This is a genomic window from Kitasatospora sp. NPDC091276, assembly GCF_040684355.1.
Lineage (GTDB): Bacteria > Actinomycetota > Actinomycetes > Streptomycetales > Streptomycetaceae > Kitasatospora.
This window is the reverse complement of sequence record NZ_JBFBFU010000004.1, coordinates 261412-278406: the sequence shown is the minus strand read 5'-3', so window position 1 is coordinate 278406 and position 16995 is coordinate 261412. Positions and strand designations below refer to the sequence as shown.

At 72.3% G+C, this 16995-nt stretch carries 16 protein-coding genes; 7 read left to right on the top strand and 9 right to left on the bottom strand.

The window, feature by feature from the left end; translation table 11 throughout:
- Positions 1 to 10: 10 nt before the first annotated feature.
- Entirely contained in the window at positions 11 to 970 is a 960-nt protein-coding gene (locus tag AB0O19_RS07265) for a pirin family protein (RefSeq protein WP_363618363.1), read from the bottom strand.
- A 192-nt stretch (positions 971 to 1162) separates the two neighbouring features.
- The gene (rpe, locus tag AB0O19_RS07260) at positions 1163 to 1846 is read right to left on the bottom strand and encodes a ribulose-phosphate 3-epimerase (protein ID WP_350887277.1); all 684 of its coding nucleotides are present in this window, start codon (positions 1844 to 1846) and stop codon (positions 1163 to 1165) included.
- Positions 1847 to 2110: 264 nt separating this feature from the next.
- Between rpe and AB0O19_RS07255 the strand changes: the two genes are divergently transcribed.
- Positions 2111 to 2962, top strand: coding sequence for a hypothetical protein (locus tag AB0O19_RS07255; RefSeq protein WP_363583215.1), 852 nt, complete (start codon positions 2111 to 2113; stop codon positions 2960 to 2962).
- Between the two features lie 66 nt (positions 2963 to 3028).
- Here AB0O19_RS07255 and AB0O19_RS07250 read toward each other — a convergent pair whose 3' ends face one another.
- The 3 genes from AB0O19_RS07250 to AB0O19_RS07240 all read right to left on the bottom strand — a co-directional run bounded on the left by AB0O19_RS07250 (position 3029) and on the right by AB0O19_RS07240 (position 5237).
- Entirely contained in the window at positions 3029 to 3808 is a 780-nt protein-coding gene (locus tag AB0O19_RS07250) for a C39 family peptidase (RefSeq protein ID WP_363618361.1), read from the bottom strand.
- A gap of 69 nt (positions 3809 to 3877) precedes the next feature.
- Entirely contained in the window at positions 3878 to 4486 is a 609-nt protein-coding gene (locus AB0O19_RS07245; protein ID WP_363618503.1) for a DUF4188 domain-containing protein, read from the bottom strand.
- A gap of 112 nt (positions 4487 to 4598) precedes the next feature.
- Complete coding sequence (locus AB0O19_RS07240) at positions 4599 to 5237, bottom strand: TetR/AcrR family transcriptional regulator (RefSeq protein ID WP_363618359.1); 639 nt, start codon at positions 5235 to 5237, stop codon at positions 4599 to 4601.
- Between the two features lie 88 nt (positions 5238 to 5325).
- Here AB0O19_RS07240 and AB0O19_RS07235 point away from each other — a divergent pair, with 88 nt between their 5' ends.
- Entirely contained in the window at positions 5326 to 5784 is a 459-nt protein-coding gene (locus AB0O19_RS07235; RefSeq protein ID WP_363618357.1) for a hypothetical protein, read from the top strand.
- 17 nt (positions 5785 to 5801) lie between these two features.
- Here AB0O19_RS07235 and AB0O19_RS07230 read toward each other — a convergent pair whose 3' ends face one another.
- Positions 5802 to 6518 (bottom strand): cyclic nucleotide-binding domain-containing protein, encoded by a 717-nt coding sequence (locus AB0O19_RS07230; protein WP_363583207.1) that lies wholly within the window; start codon positions 6516 to 6518, stop codon positions 5802 to 5804.
- A 237-nt stretch (positions 6519 to 6755) separates the two neighbouring features.
- Here AB0O19_RS07230 and AB0O19_RS07225 point away from each other — a divergent pair, with 237 nt between their 5' ends.
- The 5 genes from AB0O19_RS07225 (at position 6756) to AB0O19_RS07205 (ending at position 13903) form a co-directional block, all read left to right on the top strand.
- Positions 6756 to 7535 carry a hypothetical protein gene (locus AB0O19_RS07225; protein ID WP_363583205.1) on the top strand — a complete coding sequence of 260 codons (780 nt, stop codon included), beginning with the start codon at positions 6756 to 6758 and terminating at the stop codon, positions 7533 to 7535.
- Positions 7526 to 8278: a hypothetical protein gene (locus AB0O19_RS07220; RefSeq protein WP_363618355.1), complete on the top strand. Its 753-nt coding sequence runs from the start codon at positions 7526 to 7528 to the stop codon at positions 8276 to 8278. Before AB0O19_RS07225 ends, AB0O19_RS07220 begins: the two co-directional genes overlap by 10 nt.
- A complete protein-coding gene (locus AB0O19_RS07215) occupies positions 8275 to 8571 on the top strand; it encodes a DNA-binding protein (RefSeq protein WP_363583201.1) in 297 nt (98 codons plus the stop codon). The genes AB0O19_RS07220 and AB0O19_RS07215 overlap by 4 nt, the downstream gene beginning before the upstream one ends.
- Entirely contained in the window at positions 8568 to 9605 is a 1038-nt protein-coding gene (locus tag AB0O19_RS07210; protein WP_363618353.1) for a hypothetical protein, read from the top strand. The genes AB0O19_RS07215 and AB0O19_RS07210 overlap by 4 nt, the downstream gene beginning before the upstream one ends.
- A gap of 74 nt (positions 9606 to 9679) precedes the next feature.
- Positions 9680 to 13903, top strand: a complete 4224-nt coding sequence (locus tag AB0O19_RS07205; protein ID WP_363618351.1) for a hypothetical protein — start codon at positions 9680 to 9682, stop codon at positions 13901 to 13903.
- 70 nt (positions 13904 to 13973) lie between these two features.
- Here the strand turns inward: AB0O19_RS07205 and AB0O19_RS07200 are convergent, their stop codons facing one another.
- The 3 genes from AB0O19_RS07200 to AB0O19_RS07190 all read right to left on the bottom strand — a co-directional run bounded on the left by AB0O19_RS07200 (position 13974) and on the right by AB0O19_RS07190 (position 16896).
- A complete protein-coding gene (locus tag AB0O19_RS07200; RefSeq protein ID WP_363618349.1) occupies positions 13974 to 14960 on the bottom strand; it encodes an aldo/keto reductase in 987 nt (328 codons plus the stop codon).
- Between the two features lie 143 nt (positions 14961 to 15103).
- Positions 15104 to 15925, bottom strand: coding sequence for an ABC transporter permease (locus AB0O19_RS07195; protein WP_350887249.1), 822 nt, complete (start codon positions 15923 to 15925; stop codon positions 15104 to 15106).
- Entirely contained in the window at positions 15925 to 16896 is a 972-nt protein-coding gene (locus AB0O19_RS07190) for an ATP-binding cassette domain-containing protein (protein ID WP_363618346.1), read from the bottom strand. Before AB0O19_RS07190 ends, AB0O19_RS07195 begins: the two co-directional genes overlap by 1 nt.
- Positions 16897 to 16995: the final 99 nt, after the last annotated feature.

The window sequence follows — 16995 nt, the reverse complement described above, 5'->3', positions numbered from 1 at the left end:
TCTCCCCGCCTCAGCGCACGCGCCCCCGCGCCTTCAGCGGAAGGGCGGGGAGCTCCGGCGCCCGCAGCCGGTCGCCGGCGTAGCCGTGGACGTCACCGAAGCGGGCGGTGGACATCCAGTCCTCGCGGGCCCGGGTGATCTCCTCACCGGACCGGCCGATGAAGTTCCACCACATGAGGATCTGCTCGTCGAAGGGTTCGCCGCCGAGGAGGAGGACGGCGGCGTCGGTGCGGGCGTGGAGGGGGAGTTCGGGGCGGCCGCAGCCGAGGTAGAGCATGGAGCCGGGTTCGACGCGGACGCCGTCGACGTCGACGCTGCCGGACATGGAGAGGACGGCGTACTCGAAGTCGGGGACGAGCGGGAGCTTGAGGTCGGCGCCCTCGGTGAGGGCGAGGTCGGCGCCGACGAGGGGGGTGTAGGCGGTGCCGGGCGAGGTGGCGGTGTCGAGGGTGCCGAGGATGACGGTGCCGTGCAGGCCGGGGGCGGTGACGACGGGCAGGTCGGCGTGGTGCTCGAAGGTGGGGGCGGTGTGCCGGTGGGCGTCCGGGAGGGCGACCCAGAGCTGGGCGCCGTGCAGGTAGCGGGCGTGCGGGCGCGGGGATTCCTCGGAGTGGGAGATCGCCCGGCCGGAGGTCATCAGGCCCAGTTCGTACGGGCGGACGGTCTGGAGGCTGCCAAGGCTGTCGCGGTGCAGCACCTCGCCCTGGTGGAGCCAGCTGACCGTCTGGAGGCCCATGTGGGGGTGGGGCGGGACCTGCATGCCGGGTTCGTCGGCGATGTCGTCGGGTCCGTAGTGGTCGACGAAACACCAGGCGCCGACCATCCGGCGGCCCAGATTGGGGAGCAGTCGGCGGACCATCGTGCTCTCGCCGAGCTGGACCTGGCGTCCGGTCAGCAGGTCCTTGACCGGTCCGGTGTCGGCCTCGCGGCCGCAGGTGGTCGGGGAGGGCTTGCGGTCGAGGTTGCTCATGTGCGGTTCCACCACCGTGCGGAGAGGGGCCGGGCGAGGGGCGTTCGCCAACGATCATCCCTGACGACCGCCGGATCCTCCACCCCTCGCCGGGCGGGGCCAGGCCGGGCCGGGCCCCTGGACGACGGCCGGCCCGGCCCCTGAACAGCCCCGTCTCTGAACAGCCCCGTCTCTGAACGGCTCCGCCCGGGCTCAGTGCCCGCAGGCCCACCAGGCGTCCGCCGAGGCCTTGGTCGCGAGCTCCCGCAGCTTGCGCACGGCCTCGGCCGGGTCCTCGGCCCCGTACACCGCCGAGCCGGCCACGAACACGTCGGCGCCGGCCTCGGCGCAGCGCTCGATGGTGGCGGCGGAGACGCCGCCGTCGACCTGGAGCCACAGTTCCAGGTCGTGCTTGGCGATCAGCTCCCGGGTGCGGCGGATCTTCGGCAGCATGATGTCGAGGAACGCCTGGCCGCCGAAGCCGGGCTCGACGGTCATGATCAGCAGCATGTCGAGCTCGGGCAGCAGGTCCTCGTACGGCTCGATGGGCGTGCCCGGCTTGAGGGCCATGGAGGCGCGGGCGCCCTTGGCGCGGATCTCGCGGGCGAGGCGGACGGGCGCGGCGGCGGCCTCGACGTGGAAGGTGACGGAGCCGGCGCCGGCCTCGACGTACTGGGGGGCCCAGCGGTCCGGGTCCTCGATCATCAGGTGGCAGTCGAGCGGGATGTCGGTGGCGCGGGCGAGCGACTCGACGATCGGGATGCCGAGGGTGAGGTTGGGGACGAAGTGGTTGTCCATCACGTCGACGTGCAGCCAGTCCGAGCCCCTGACGGCCTCGGCCTCGTCGGCGAGCCGGGCGAAGTCCGCGGACAGGATGCTGGGGTTGATCTGCGCCATTACCGACTACCTTCACACGAGGGTTCACTGGAGGGCTGCGGCGTCCCGGGAGCGGGCACCTCGTCCCATCATCTCGCGCCGCCGCCCCGCCGGGCGCACACCGGGACCTCCCCGTGACCGTCATCACACCCGGTGCGGGATTACCGTGGCCGCCGCCGTGGTCATCAGCACTGAAGCGGCCCGCGCGCGCCCGATCCGTCGGCGCCCGCCGAGCCGCCCCGTCCGGCCGGGTTCGCCCCGCCCCTCTCCGAGGAAGGTCCTTCGATGGCCGATCTCGTCCACCCCGCCCGTGCCCTGTGGTGGCTCTTCGAACCGGTGCACTCCGTCACCTACTTCCTGCCCGAGAGCCGCGAGGCCTACGAGGCGGCCGGACTGCACGGCGGCTGGCGCGGCTACTTCGCCAGCCGGTCGGCGCCGCTGGGTGCGGTGGACGCGCCGCCGGTGATCGCCGCGTTCTTCAGCTTCTCCCCGGCGATGGTCGAGCGCGCGCTGCCGGAGGTGTGGACGCACGCCAGCCCGGAGGAGGCGCTGGCCGCCCGGCTGAAGGGCTCGGCGGGGGCGCTGGCCCGGCTGCTGGAGCACGTGGACCCGGCGCAGGTCGAACTGGTGGTGGAGGCCCTGGAGCGGGCCGCTGGCCGGCTCGACTGCGTCGGCCGGGTGCTGGCCGCCGCCAACGCCGCGCTGCCCCGCCCCTCCGGCCTGTACGAACGGCTGTGGCAGGCCGCCACGGTGATGCGCGAGCACCGCGGGGACGGCCACGTGGCGGCCCTGGTGGCGGCCGGCCTGGACGGCTGCGAGGCGCTGGTGGTCCGGTGCGCGATGGACGTCCGGCGCGAGATGCTCCAGCCGATGCGCGGCTGGACGGACGAGGAGTGGGACGCGGCCGCGGCGCGCCTGGTCGAGCGGGGCTGGCTGACCACGGCGGGCTCGGTGACCGAACTCGGCCGGATCCGGCACCAGTCCCTGGAGGCCGCCACCGACCTGGCCGCCGCACGGGTCTGGGAGGACTACCCGCGCGCCGAACTCGACCGCCTGGCCGCCGCGTTGAAGCCGATATCGGCGCTCTGTCGCAGCCAGCTCCCGGTCAACCCGGCCGGCCTGCCGGACAACCCCTGATCAGCCCCCGATCGGCCCCCGATCAGCTCCTGATCAGGGGCTGATGAGGTCCCGACCAGCCGCCGGTCAGCTCCCGACCGGTTGCTGGTCGGGAACCGATCGGGCGCCACCCGTGCCACCCGTGCCCGGCGGGCCGAGGACGATCCCCCGCCCGGCGTAGAAGCGCTCGAACGACCGCCACGGCACGTGCGCGAAGGACTGCGACTCCCCCGGGAATCCGGACGGGTTGTGGATCACCACCGCCGTGTCCGTGGCGCCCACCACCAGCACCAGGTGTCCGCCCCGCCGCACCGGTGCCGGACCGGCCGGCTCCCGGATCGCGGGATGCACCGACACCATCACCAGCCGCCCGCCGGCCACCTCGGCCGCCAGCTCCGCGGGCGCCAACTCCCTTGCCTGCGCGGCCAGTCCCCACCGCCGCTGGACGTAGTCGGCGAACGGCGTGTGGATCAGTCCGCGCAGGCTCTCGCCGTCCCGGACGTAGGCCCCCGCCGCCACGCACTCCCCGGCCAGCGTGAGCGCCGGCGGCGCCAGGCCCCACCAGTGGTCGAGCGCCATCCGCAGGCAGGCCACCCCGCACAGCCGCCACGACCACCACGCGTACTCCTCCGGGGTGGCCGCACCGGACTGCCCCCACCAAGGGTCCTCGGCCGCGTCGACCTGCCCGTCGATGATCACCCGCACCAGTTCGGCCGATTCCCACTGCGCGTGGTACGGCACCTCGTGCACCACCGGCCCGCCCGTGGGTGCGCCGCCCGTCTGTGCGCCCGCCGGTGCTCCGGTCGGCGCGCCCGCCCGTACACCTCTCGGCGCGCCCGCCGGCATCCCGCCCTGCTCCTCCGCCATCCCCCGACGCTCTCACGCCGCGGCGCCCGGGCCGACCCGCGACACTCCCTGAGCGCCCGGTGAGCACCCCTACTCGGGCACGCGCTCCCCCGAGACCTCCTTCAAGCCCTCCTTCGAGCCGCCCTGCGGGCCTTCCTTCGCACCCTCCTGGCGGCCCTCCTTCGAGCCGCCCTGCGGGCCCTCCCCCGACCGGTAGGCCAGCCGCTGCGACGCACGGCGCCCGCGCGCCTCGAGCGGCAGGGAGCCGGTGGCGCCCGCGAGACCGAACGGCGGCATGTCGAAGTAGATCGACTCGTACCCACCCTCCGGCACCACGTACGTCTCGTGCCACAGCCCGACGTGCCGACGGGCCTTCCCCTCCCGCAGTTTGCGGTTGACGATGCCCCAGACGCTGTGGTGGAAGCCGTCCGGCGCGCTCGCGTAGCCGTACAGCTTCTCCTTCGACTCCCAGTACTGGACGACGTAGTACGTGCGCGGCGAGGCGGTGAGCAGGATCCGCCCGCGCAGGCCGCGTTCGGGGCTGCGCCCCAGTTCGTACAGCATCCGGAACATCGCGAACATCACCGGGCCCCAGTGGTGGACGGCCCAGAAGCGGTTGATCCGCATGCCGATCAGCAGCACCACGGTGTCGCCGGTGGCGCCCGCGGTGGTGTAGCCCGGCGTCGGCTTGGCGAACATCGATCGGACGAACGTCGTTCCCATGGACATCTCAGCCTCCCGCACCCCATGTAATCGGTGATTACATCAGGGCCGGGAAACCCGGTCAAGGCTCACTGCACGCACAAATCGGTTACTGCGAAGGAAGGTTGGCGACTCCCTGGCCGAAGGTGTCGAGCACCTTCCCGGCCAGCTCCTCCGCCTCCTCCTCCGGCAGGTAGCCGTCCACGATCATCTGCGCCAGCCCGAACACCAGCGCCTGCCCGGCCAGCCCCATCAGCCCCGGATCCCCCGGGCGCAACCGGCCCGCCTCCTGGTCCGCCACGATCAGCCCGGTGAACGCCCTGTCCATGCCGTCCAGTTGATCCCGCAGCTCCGGCTCCCGCGAGGCCACGAACACCCGCGAACGCACCAGATCGAACCGGTGCGGATGGTGCAGCGCGTACCGGACGAACCCGAGCCCGACCGCCCGCATCACCGACCCCCCGGCCGACCCCCCGGCCGGATCCACTGCCGCCACCGCCGCCACCTCGGCCTCCTGGCACCGCGCGAAGTCCGCCAGCACCCGGTCCGCCAGCGCCGTCAACAACGCCTGCCGGTCCGCGAAGTGGCGAAACGGCGCCCCCGCCGACACCCCGGCCCGCCGCGCCACCTCCCGCATGCTCACCTTCTCCTGCCCGTACTCGTCCAGCAGCTCGAACGCCGCGGCGACCAGCGCCTCCGGCAGCGATCCGTGGTGGTACGAGCTACGCCCGCCAGGCCGTTCCGTCATGCCTGCCTTGCTACCACAGCAGGCCGCCCCACCAGGAAACCTTCACCCCACCGATCGGAGCCCCATGCCCACGCCCGCACCTACGCCCATGCCCGTGCCCACGCCGGCCCCCACCCCCCAACCCGCCTCCCGCGCCGCCGCCTTCGCCGCCGCCTACGCCCTCCTCCGCGCCTCCGCCACCCTCGCCGACCACTGGATCCAGACCGACCACCAGGCCGGCACCAAGGGCCGGCCCACCCCGGCCGGCCGCCGCGCCTGCACCGCACACGTCGCCGCCTACACCGCCACCCAGGCCGCCGCCCTCCTCCTCGGCACCCGCGCCCTCGGCCTCCGCCCCAAACCCCGCCGCCTCCTCGCCGCCCTCGCGCTGTCCGCCGCCACCCACTACCTCGCCGACCGCCGCGAACCCCTCCGCCGGGCGGCCGACTTCACCCGGCGGGGAGACTTCGTGCGGCTCGCCGACCACGGCATGAACGGCGCCTACCTCCTGGACCAGGCCTGGCACCACGTGTTCGAGACCGGCGCCGCCCTGATCGCCGCGACGTGACGACGGCCGTCAACCGCTCACGACAGTCCGCCGAGCCGCGCGGCGGCCGCGCGCAGACCCTCGGGGTCCTCGACCACGAGCCGCCCCCGCCGACCGGCCAGCGTCCCGCCGAACGGCGTCACCGACACGACCTGCCGCACCTGCTTGGCGCCGATGCCCAGGCAACTTGCGAGATCCCTTTGGACAACCGGAAGTTGGACGTCATTCGCCACACTCCGTGTAATCCCCTCCTCGTGGTCGAGCAGCGGCACAAGGACCCATGCGACCCGAGCCCGGTTGTCGCCGGGCTGCGCCAGCATCTGGGCCTCCCAGTGCCGGCCGGCGATGTACGACGAGATCGCCAAGCCGTAGTCGCGCTGGAAACCGGGGCTCCGAAACGTCTCCCCGGGCACGATCGCCACCTCACAGTCGGTGTACGCCGTCACCGTGGCCGTCCGCACGCCGAAACCGAGCACGGCGAGGTCCCCGATGAGGTCGCCGCCACGCCGGAAGGCGAGCAGCCGCTTACCCGCACCGGCACGACCCCCGATCTGGTCGACCCTCACCACACCTCTGATCACGACGATCACGAAGGCGCCCACGTCGCCCTGCCCCACCAGCTTCCGGCCCGCCGGAAGCTTCCTCCGCTCGGTGCCCTTGAGGACGCCGTTCCACGCGGCCGGGCCCACGAGCGCCTGAAAGGTCCGGTTCGGGCCCATGAGCAGCCCCGACGAGGAGTTGTTGCACAAGTTCATGGCGGGAGATTAGGGGAGCGATCGCCAACCAAGGCCCGGGTAGGACGAGTTGGCGCGTGAGGCGCGATCCGCCCGGCACCGGCTGCTACCCTGCCGCGCCCCTTCGCCGGCCACGAACCAGGTGTGGCGCAGGACACACCGCTAAGGGGTCGCGGGCCCCCTAATCCTCGCCGGCCGACCGCAGACTCTTCGTCGTCAGCCCGGCGACCGCCGAACATTGCGTTCCTGGAGACCGCCATGCCCGAACCCCCGTCACTCCCCGGCATCGTCAGTCGGCCCCTGCCGCCGCTCTCCGGCCTGCTCTGCGTCGACCTGAAGGGCTTCACCAGTTTGCCCGGCGCCGTCCACGCACCGGTCAGTGCCTACCTTGAGGAGATCCTGGACGCCGCCCTCACCGCAGCCGGCCTCGACGACCTCCGGACCACAAAGCGGTTCCCCGTCAACTCCGGCGACGGGGTCACGTTCGGCTTCGATCCCACACTGCTGGGATTCGTCGTCCACCCCTTCCTCGACCGCCTCGACGAGAAGCTCGCCAAGCACAACGCCGATTCGGGCCACGTCCGACTGCGGATGCGGGTCAGCGTCCACTCCGGCCACGTGGCGCCCGAAGGCGTACCCGGCGAGGGGAACGGGCCTGCGAGGAACGAACTGCACCGACTGCTCGACTCCCAGGAGGTCAAGGCCGTCCTGGCCAAGGCCAGTGAGGAGACGACGCACCTGGTGGCGATCGTCTCCGACCGGGTGTACGAGGACGCGGTCGTGTCCCGGCACACCGGCCTGCACCCCGACCGGTTCCGCCGCATCCTGGCGACCGTCCCCGACAAGGAGTTCGCCCGTCGGGCGTGGCTGTACATCCCCACCCCCTCAGGCAACCTCCTCATCGCCCCCGACAGCGCCCCACACCAGCCGCCCAGGGAAGTCGGAAGGCTTTCCCGAGCGATCAACCGCTTTCACTCGGCGCTCAAGCCCTACATCGACCCGCACCGTTCGACTGGAGGAACCGCCCCATGGCTCTGATCACGTACAACAGTGTGCTCGACGTCATCCACCAGCGGGTGACCAGCGCCGCCCATTTGCGGCCGAACGCTCTCCAGGTCGAGGTCGGCGGAGCAACCCGCCTCCTCGAGCTGCCGCAGGCGCGCGCAGCCCTCTACGAGCAGCCGGTTGACGAGTCGCTGCGCCGCGAGATCTGGCGTCGTGCCGTCGCACTCGCTCAGCACGACTCGCTGGCCATGGCCATCGGCTCGACGGAGGTAGCCGGGTGGGTCGAGGCCGTGGTCTGGCTCGCCCTGCCTCGGCTTCAGCGGGTCGCCCGCCAGGCCTCGGCCCGGCTGGGCGCGGACCGGCGCGATGTCGAATCCGAGGTCATGCTCGCCCTGATCGAACGGCTGGCCGAGGTCTCCCCGGACGACCCCGACGTCGGCCCGCAGCTGCTCAAGGCTGCGGGCCGCCGGGGATGGGACTTCGCCCGCCGCTCGGCCTCGGGCGGACGGCCGGTCGAGGACATCGTCGCGGTGGCCGACGCCCGCACCTCGGAGTCGGCCGAGGACCTGTGGGATCTCGCGATCACCCCGCCGGACCGCCCGGACGGCCTGACCGCACCGCTGCGCCTCTCCTCCCGCTCGGCGATCGAGGGCGCGCGGCTCGGCGAACTCGCCGACCACCTCGGCCTGCGCGAGGTCGTCCAGCACGCCCATCGGCGCCGCCGGGGCCCGCGGCTCGGGACGCTCCCCCTCCGCCCGGCGGGGGCCGACCGATGACCACCCACGCCCAGGGGGCACTCACCTTCCCCGAGCTGTTCGGGCTCCCGCTGGCCGTCGACCTGCGGACCGCCGCGCGCGCGTTCGGCATCTGTCTGGGCACCGCTTACAACCTCGTTCACCGCGGAGTCTTCCCCTGCCCGGTGGTCCGCGCCGGGCACCGCTACCGGGTGCCCACCGTCGGACTGCTCAGCGCCCTCGGCATCGATGAACTCCCCATCTATGAGGATGACTTGTCCCACCTGACAATTGCGCCACCGCTCCCGGGGCTCAGCTGGAAGGACCTCGCATGATCGCTGCGGCCACGGTACCCAAGCCCAGTGTCCCGGAGCCTTCCCAGGGCCACCTGACCTGTGTCGTGATCGGTCCCGCCGGGGACCGCAACGCGTACGACGCCGGCCTGGAGGTCTACCAGCGGATCGTCCGCCCCGCCTGTGCCGCCCTCGGTCTCCGGCCACTCCGCTCGTACCCTGCCCAGCCGGACGAGCTGCGCTACCGGCAGGTACTCGGGGCCGACATCGTCATCGCCGACGTGACCGACGGCAGGCCGTCCGTCATGTACGAGCTCGGTCTGCGCCACACCACCGGGCGGCCCACCCTCCAGATCGGTGAACGCAATCGGCAACCGCCCGGCCTTCCACGCACTGGCAGGGTCGTGTTCGAGCGATCCGAGACCGGTCTCGCACACGCCCGCCGGGATCTCCAGGGCGCACTGGTCCGAGCCCTCCGGGACGGCTTCACGCCGTTCCTCCCCGTGCGGATCCTGCTCGGCCTCCGTTCCCGGCAGGAGCCGACGCCGACCGCCGTCACCACCCCGACCGACCTCTTCGCCACGTTCCAGACGACCATGCCCCCACTGACCGAGGGCCTCAAGGCGGTTACCGGGCTGGTGAACGACATCGCCGCGCTCGCCGAGGAGCTCGTGCCGGACCTGGCCACCGCACCGGACGGCACGGCAGCCGAACGCCTCAGCACCGCGATCGCCCGCCCCGCCGTGGAACTCAGGTCCTGCGCTGCGGAGTTCGCCGCGCTGATTCCCGACATCGATGCCGCCGTACACACCGCGCTCAGCAGACTCGACCACCATCCACAGACCCGCGACAACATCCAGAACCGTGACGTCGCACGCCAGCTCACCCACATGTCCCGGTTCGCCCGCGAGGCTCTCGAAACCCTCCGGCTCCTCCGCATCACCCTGGACTGGCTCACCACCACCGCTCCCACTCTCCACGGGCCGGGCCGAGACATCGCCGCCGCGCTCGATCTCGTCACCGATGCGATGGCCCAGGTCGAGACCTGGGACCGCATCGCCCGTTCTCTGGCGTGACCTGAGGCGCGGGGGCCGTCGGTTCCCCGCGCCGTCCCCCTCCACAGGCCAAGCTCCGCGGAAAGGACTGCGAATTGCCTCTCGGAGTAGATCTCACCCGGCTCCGTAGCGACCTCGGGGCCGCACCGGCCCAGGTGTTCGAGAAGCTCTGCGTCCATCTCTTCCCCGCGATCCTCGAACGCGACTTCGCCCCCGCCATCGCCGGGACGCTGCTGGCTCTCCGGCCCCCGGACGGCGGACTGGAGGCCTGCGCGCGGCTCGCGGACGGTCGGATGGTCGGGATCCAGGCGAAATACCACGGAAAACTGAGCTCCGCACTCGGTGCCGTGGACGAGTCCGTCAAATCGGCCCTCACCCACCACCCTGACCTCACCGACCTCCTGGTCTTCCTCCCGCAGGACCTCACCGCCGGGGGAGGCGCCGCACCTGGCACGAAGCAGTGGCGGGCGGCGGCCGAGCGGTGGGCGGCGCAGGTGGACCGTGCGCGCCCCGGTTCGCCCATGCGGTTCCTCGCCTACACCAGAAGCGATATCGAGCGCGCCCTCGTATCGCTCGCCGAGGAGGCCATTCCGGCGTACTTCGACCCCGCCTACCTGCGGCTGTCCGACCTTCACCGGCACGCCGCGGCCGCCGCCCGCACCGTTCGCCGCCATCGGGGGCGGGTCGACATCCAGACTCCGCCGCTCGCCACCTTCCTGTCCGACGCCCTCGCCGAGCTCGACGACCCTTCGGCACTCGCGAACCGGCTTGCCGAGACCGCATCCGTCCTTCGGGTATGGGACGGCTGGCGCCCGGCGCTCGACGACCTGCCCGCACCGTCCGCCGGTCCGGCAGCGCAGGCCGGCCGGAGATGGACCCGTTCCGACAGCGACCGCGCCCTCTGCGCCGAACAGCTGGACGCGACCGCGAACCTGCTCAACACGGAGAGCCGAACCGACCCGCAGTCCGTTCGCAGACAGATCGACCAGGTGCTCCGACTCTGCGGCCGGGTGACCGAGAGCATCACCGCCATGTACGACGAGCTGCTGGCCGCCGTGTGCGCCGCCAAGCCGTTCGACTCGCTCCCGTACGTGCAACGCGATTCCGCGGGCCGTCTGCTCGCCGCGCTCGACGACCTCCAGACCTGCGGGCACCGGCTCCGGACCGTATGCGACGACCCCGCCCTCGCGGCCCGACAGACCGGCGCCCTCCTCGTCGGCGGCGGTTGGGGAACCGGCAAGTCCTACGGGCTGGGCGGCTGGGTCCAGGAACGCATCACGGACGGCGCGCCCACGGCCTTCGTCTGTGGACACGAGTTCGGTCCGGACGAGGCTTTCGAGGCCCAACTCCCCCTTCGGGTCTCACCCGGCACCCGGGCCCACGGCCTGCGCGACCTGCTCGCGGCCCTCCAACAACAGGCCCTGCTGACCGGCCGTCGCGCCGTGCTCGCAATCGACGCGTTGAACGAGGCCCGCTGCCTGCACGGGGACGTCCGGACGGCGTTCGCCTCCCTGGCCGAACTGGTGCGGTGCTACCCACTGGTGACTCTGGTCGGCACCGTCCGGATGGACACCCGACCGGCCGGCCCCGTGGGCACCTCGGAGGCGGCCGGCACCCGGGTCCATGGCTTCCTCTGGAATCCCGGGATCTCCCGCCCAGGCCAGGCCTGGCGGGTGTACCAGGACATGTACGGGCTCCCGGAACTGCTGCTCCCGCCAGACGTCTCCGAACTGCGCCGACCGCTGATGCTCGCCGTGCTGGCCTGGTGTCTGCACCGCTCCCCTCAGCCGGCCCCCGGGCCGATCGTCACACCGACCGTCGGCGACCTCTTCCAGTCCTGGCTGCTCATCCTCGACGGCGACTACGCCGCACACCTGGACGAGGCGCACGCGCTCCGCGCCGGTCCGTCGCCGGCCCCGCCGCCCCTGGTCACCCTCGCCTGCGAGGTCCTGTCCGAACGGGTCGGCGAGGAGGGCACCCTCGAATACCGCGCCGCCTGCCAAGCCCTGTCAGACACACCCGGATTGAGCGATCCGGCCGTGCTCCTGCGCTGGCTGGAGAACGCGGGCGTACTGGCCCTGGATCCGAACACCCGGCGCGTCCGCTTCGCGATCCAGCGGTTCGCCGAACACGTCCGAGCCGTGAACCTGCTTCGTGGCCGACGTCCCTCCAGGGCCGTCGCCCGGATCGTTCACGCGGTGCACCGGGCGCGCGACGGCGATCCGGAGTCCGGCCAACGTGCCGACCATCAGAGGATGCTGGAGGCGCTGGCGGGTGCGGCACCGCATGTCGTCGAGGGCGCCGAGCTGTCGGACCTGGTGCCCCGTCGACATCGGTCCCTCGTCGCGGACGCGGTTCTGGAGTCACTGGAGGGCCGGGACCCGAAGCGGGCCGGCCGCTCATCCCGGGCCTTCCTGATCCGGCAGCTCCGCGACCCCGGGTCCGCCCCGAGTGCGCTGTACTCCATCCTGGTGAACGCGACCTGCCACAAGCACCCGCTGGGCGTGGAGTTCCTGCAGGATCAGCTGACCGGCTGGCGCCGTAGCCGGTTTGAGCGCCGATTCGCGGGGCCCATCGTCGACCTCCTCGCCGATCCGAACGGAATCGCCCTTCTCCGCAGGCTCGTCCACTGGGCCGAATCCATCGGCCCTCGGGGCGACGCAGTGGTCGAAGAGGTCACCTCGCTGCTGCTCTGGCTCTCCGGCGTCGGCCACCACAGCTTCCGCGACGCCTGCATTCGCACGGCGGCGGACCTCTGGGTGAACCGGCCGGAACTGATCGGCCGACAGCTCACCCGATCGGGCCACCACCGGGACGAACTCGTGGCGGAGGCGACTTGGCTCGCCGCATACGGGGCCCTCGCCCGCAGCTCGCCCACGGGCTCGGACCACCGGATCACGGATCCGATCACAGCTGCGATCACGCGTGCGATCGCTCGGCCGCACCTGCGCATCCACGACGCGGTCCTCTCCGTCCGGGGGGTGCTCCGCCCGGACGCCATCGCAGACAGCACCTTCCCCGCCGTCCCTCTGCGCCGCCCGCGTGTAGCGGTCCTCCCCTTCGGCAGCCGAATCATCGCGCGGGCGGCCTCGACGCTCTCCTGGTGTCCGTTCGAGGAAGAAAGCCCGAGGCCCCGTCAGTCCTGGCTGGCCTCTCGGGCGTGGTTCCTCACCCTCGGACTGCCCAGCCGACTTCTCCACAGAACCGACGCCGGGGAGTTCGACACCTCCAGCCCCGCCGTGGCCAAGGCCCTCCAGCGTGCTCAACAGGAGTGGTTCGCCGAACAGGCCACCCGTGTCCTGCAGACGGCGTCCCCGCCGGATCCGGAAGAACAGGAGGAGGCCCGATACTGTCGGCGCGCCGTCGATCCGACCCTTGGCGCAGGGTGGAGGACCCAGCTCAACACCTCTGCACGATCAGGGAACTGGTGGACACCGCCGTTCTCGGCCGCCGAGGCGGTGGCCTCGACGGTCGGACCTCCGGCATCTCTGGCAGAGGTGCTCATCCGATCCGATCCCAACGGCGCACCATGGCTGCTGCTCAACGGTCTCCACCACCTGCGCAGCGAGGAGGACCAGCCGAAGGAGGACCTGCCACGCCTGCATCTACCGCCACACATCATCCGCCCCACCGACTCCTGGCGGCGTGCCTCGCCCGCGCACCGGATCCCCCGGATCCCTCCCGTGCTGCGGGTCGAGTCACACCTGGTGCCACGGAGCGCACTCAGCGGGGCGTTGACGCAGGGCGACGGCGTGCCGAGGCGGCTGCGGCCTCTGGAGAACTGGCCGGGCCAGAGCTTCCTGGCGGAGTACTACACCCGACCCGAGTTCGGCGTGCCGCGCGTCGACTGGTCCGTCCCACTGCCGACCGTCGTCAATCACCCGGGGAGCCACGCCGGACCGCCGGCGTACGGGCGCTTCGCCGACCCGGTCTCCCAGCCCGTCCCAAGCCGCCGGCTCACGGAGGCGCTCAGGGGTCACTGGACCGGCCACCATCTGGACTTCACCGACCCGTCCACCGGTGACCTCCTACTGACCGATCCCGGGTTCGCCGGCGGAGGGCCCAACGCCATCCTCCTCGCAGGATCCGCCGTCGACCGCCTGCCCGGGGACGACAACGTGCTGCTCTGGGCCGTGACGCTGGTCGACCCAGGTGAGGCGCGGGCAGCGAGCTGGTCGTCGTACTGCGTCCTCGACTCGGGTTCGGTCCACACACTGCCGTGCCCCGGGCCATCGACTAACCGGAGGGTACCGGCGACGAGATGGCCGCAGCTGGGCCTGACCGACTGGCCCGACGCCTCCTCGAACGGCGCCGGTTGACCTCGCCGATGTCCTGCCCCGCTGTCCTGCCCCGGTCGTACCGCCGGGGCAGGACAGCGCCCGTGCGCGGCTACCAGGCGTAGTCCTCCGGGGCCGGCTGGTGGCCGGGGAAGAGTTCGTCGAGGCGGTCGAGGGTCTTCTGGTCGAGTTTCAGGTCGAGGGCGGCGACGGCGGCGTCGAGGTGGGCGGGGGTGCGGGGGCCGATGATGGGGGCGGTGACGGCGGGGCGGGTGAGGAGCCAGGCGAGGGCGAGGTCGGCGGGCTCGGTGCCGAGGTCGGCGGCGAGGTCCTCGTAGGCCTGGAGGCGGTCGCGGTGGGTGGCGAGGAGTGCGTCGGCCTGGGGCTGGGCGCCGCGGACGCGGGTGCCTTCGCGTTCCTTGCGGAGGACGCCGCCGAGGAGGCCGCCGCGCAGCGGGGACCAGGGCAGCAGGCCGAGGCCGTAGTGCTGGAGGGCGGGGATGACCTCCAGTTCGATGGTGCGGTCGAGGAGGTTGTAGAGCGACTGTTCGCTCACCAGGCCGAGGAAGTGCCGGGAGCGGGCGGCCTCCTGGGCCTGGGCGAGGTGCCAGCCGGCGAAGTTGCTGGAGCCGACGTAGATGATCTTGCCCTGGGCGACCAGGACCTCCATCGCCTGCCAGATCTCCTCCCAGGGCGTGTCCCGGTCGATGTGGTGCATCTGGTAGAGGTCGATGTGGTCGGTGTTCAGGCGCCGCAGGCTGGCCTCGACGGCGCGGCGGATGGCGAGGGCGGAGAGCTTGCCCTCGTTGGGCCAGTCGCCCATCGCCCCGTACACCTTGGTGGCGAGGACGGTGCGTTCGCGGCGGCCGCCGCCCTGGGCGAACCAGCGGCCGATGATCTCCTCGGTCCGGCCCCTGAGGTTGCCCTCGCTGTCGCGGCCGTAGGCGTTGGCGGTGTCGAAGAAGTTGATGCCCCGCTCGTGGGCGGTGTCCATGATGCGGTGGGCCTCCGACTCCTCGGCGTGGGGGCCGAAGTTCATGGTGCCCAGGCAGAGTCGGGAGACGGTCAGGCCGGTGCGGCCGAGGTGGGTGTACTCCATGGCGCCCACCTTCGGCCGTACCGGCGTCGGTGTCCAGCACATTCCGTCAGACGAAACAGGCGAACGAACGGACGGACCGACAGACTGACTGACGGACTGACAGACGGACGGACGGACGGACGGACGAACAGCCGACCGCCCGCTCAGCGCCCGTGCGTCGCGAACTTCCGTACGGCGAGCGGCACGCAGAGCGCGAGCAGCAGTCCGCTCCAGAGCAGCGCGACGAGGACGGCGTGCTGCATGGGCCAGGCGTCGCCGGCCGCCGAGGGGTTGCCGAAGAGTTCGCGGCAGGCCTGGACGACGGCGCTCACCGGGTTCCAGTCGGCGACGACCCGCAGCCACCCGGGCATGCCGCCGGTGGGGACGTAGGCGTTGGTGACCATCGCGATCGGGAAGACCGCGACGGAGAGTTGGCCGGCGGCGTCCTCCTTGCCGATGGCCAGGCCGAGGCAGGTGCCGACCCAGGTCATCACGAAGCGGAAGAGCAGCAGCAGGGCGAACGCGCCCGCCGCGTCCCCGGCGCCCTCGCGCACGCGCCAGCCGGCGGCGAGGCCGACGAGCGCGAGGAGGGTCAGGACGACGACGCTGACCAGCAGGTCGGCGAGGGTCTGCCCGAGCAGCAGTCCGGTGCGGGAGACGGGCATGGAGCGCAGCCGGTCGGTGATGCCGCGGCCGACGTCGCGGGCGGCGCCGACCATGGTCACCATGACGCCGTTGGTGGCGACCATGGCGAACAGGCCGGGCATCAGGAACTCGCGGTAGTCGCCGCCGCCCGGGATCCGCATGGCGCTGCCGAAGACGTACCCGAAGACCACCACCATGATCACGGGGACGCCCAGCGAGGCGGCCAACAGGCCTGGCGAGTGGCGGTAGTTGAGGAGGATGCGGAGCATCGACGTCCAGGTGTCGACGGCCAGCCGGGCGGGGCGGGACGGCATCGGCGCGGGGGCGTACACGGCGGCCATCAGGCGGCCCTCCTCAGGGTTTCGGCGGATTCGCGGGTGAGCGCGAGGAACACGTCGTCCAGCGAGGGGGCCCGTACGGCGGCGTCCTCGGCGGTGATCCCGACGGTGTCCAACTCCCGTACCAGCGAGGGCAGCAGGACGGACACGCCGGGCTGGGTCAGCACCGTCACGGTCCGTTCGGCCGCGTCCACGTGCGCGTCGCCGCCCGAGAGGGTGGACAGCACCACGGCGGCGGCGGCGAGTTGGGCCGGGTCGGCGAGGGTGACGGACAGCTGACTGCCGATCGCGGCCTTGAGCCGGGCCGGTGGGCCGGTGGCGATGGCGGCGCCGTGATCGACGACGACGATGTCGTCGGCGAGCCGGTCGGCCTCCTCCAGGTACTGGGTGGTGAGCAGCACGGTGGTGCCCCCGTCGGCCAACTCCTTGACGGTGTCCCAGATTTCCTGACGGCTGCGCGGGTCGAGCCCGGTGGTCGGCTCGTCGAGGAAGAGCACCGGGGGGCTGGTGACCAGGCTGGCGATGAGGTCGAGGCGCCGGCGCATGCCGCCGGAGTAGGTGCGGACGAGCCGGTCGCCGGCCTCGGTGAGGTCGAAGCGTTCGAGCAGTTCGTCGGCGCGGGCACGGGCGCGGCGGGCGCCGAGGCGGTGCAGCCGGCCGAACAGGTGGAGGTTGTCGCGCCCGGTGATGCCCTCGTCGACGGCGGCGTACTGCCCGGCGAGCCCGATGGCCCGGCGGACGTCCTCGGCGGCGCTGACGACGTCGTGGCCGGCGACGCGGACGATGCCCCGGTCGGGGGCGACGAGGGTGGCGAGGACGCGGACGGCGGTGGTCTTGCCGGCGCCGTTGGGGCCGAGCAGCCCGCAGACGGTGCCGGCGGGAACGGCGAGGTCGAGGCCGCGGAGGGCCTCGGTGGTCCCGAATCGTTTCTCCACGCCTGCCATCTCGATGGCGGGTCGGGCGGTGTCGGACATGGCTCTGCCCCTTCTCTAGGTACAGCGTACGTAGAAGCGTGGGTCAGATGCTACTACGTACGTCGTACGTATCTAAGATGGGGGGCGAGGTGATCACCC

What these genes read in the sequence shown, in the direction of transcription:
- AB0O19_RS07230 (WP_363583207.1), bottom strand. Translation starts at nt 6,518, where the DNA reads ATGAACTTGTGCAACAACTCCTCGTCGGGGCTGCTCATGGGCCCGAAC.
- AB0O19_RS07235 (WP_363618357.1), top strand. Translation starts at nt 5,326, where the DNA reads ATGCCCGTGCCCACGCCGGCCCCCACCCCCCAACCCGCCTCCCGCGCC.
- rpe (WP_350887277.1), bottom strand. Translation starts at nt 1,846, where the DNA reads ATGGCGCAGATCAACCCCAGCATCCTGTCCGCGGACTTCGCCCGGCTC.
- AB0O19_RS07240 (WP_363618359.1), bottom strand. Translation starts at nt 5,237, where the DNA reads ATGACGGAACGGCCTGGCGGGCGTAGCTCGTACCACCACGGATCGCTG.
- AB0O19_RS07200 (WP_363618349.1), bottom strand. Translation starts at nt 14,960, where the DNA reads ATGGAGTACACCCACCTCGGCCGCACCGGCCTGACCGTCTCCCGACTC.
- AB0O19_RS07190 (WP_363618346.1), bottom strand. Translation starts at nt 16,896, where the DNA reads ATGTCCGACACCGCCCGACCCGCCATCGAGATGGCAGGCGTGGAGAAA.
- AB0O19_RS07220 (WP_363618355.1), top strand. Translation starts at nt 7,526, where the DNA reads ATGGCTCTGATCACGTACAACAGTGTGCTCGACGTCATCCACCAGCGG.
- AB0O19_RS07265 (WP_363618363.1), bottom strand. Translation starts at nt 970, where the DNA reads ATGAGCAACCTCGACCGCAAGCCCTCCCCGACCACCTGCGGCCGCGAG.
- AB0O19_RS07250 (WP_363618361.1), bottom strand. Translation starts at nt 3,808, where the DNA reads ATGGCGGAGGAGCAGGGCGGGATGCCGGCGGGCGCGCCGAGAGGTGTA.
- AB0O19_RS07255 (WP_363583215.1), top strand. Translation starts at nt 2,111, where the DNA reads ATGGCCGATCTCGTCCACCCCGCCCGTGCCCTGTGGTGGCTCTTCGAA.
- AB0O19_RS07215 (WP_363583201.1), top strand. Translation starts at nt 8,275, where the DNA reads ATGACCACCCACGCCCAGGGGGCACTCACCTTCCCCGAGCTGTTCGGG.
- AB0O19_RS07195 (WP_350887249.1), bottom strand. Translation starts at nt 15,925, where the DNA reads ATGGCCGCCGTGTACGCCCCCGCGCCGATGCCGTCCCGCCCCGCCCGG.
- AB0O19_RS07225 (WP_363583205.1), top strand. Translation starts at nt 6,756, where the DNA reads ATGCCCGAACCCCCGTCACTCCCCGGCATCGTCAGTCGGCCCCTGCCG.
- AB0O19_RS07210 (WP_363618353.1), top strand. Translation starts at nt 8,568, where the DNA reads ATGATCGCTGCGGCCACGGTACCCAAGCCCAGTGTCCCGGAGCCTTCC.
- AB0O19_RS07245 (WP_363618503.1), bottom strand. Translation starts at nt 4,486, where the DNA reads ATGTTCGCCAAGCCGACGCCGGGCTACACCACCGCGGGCGCCACCGGC.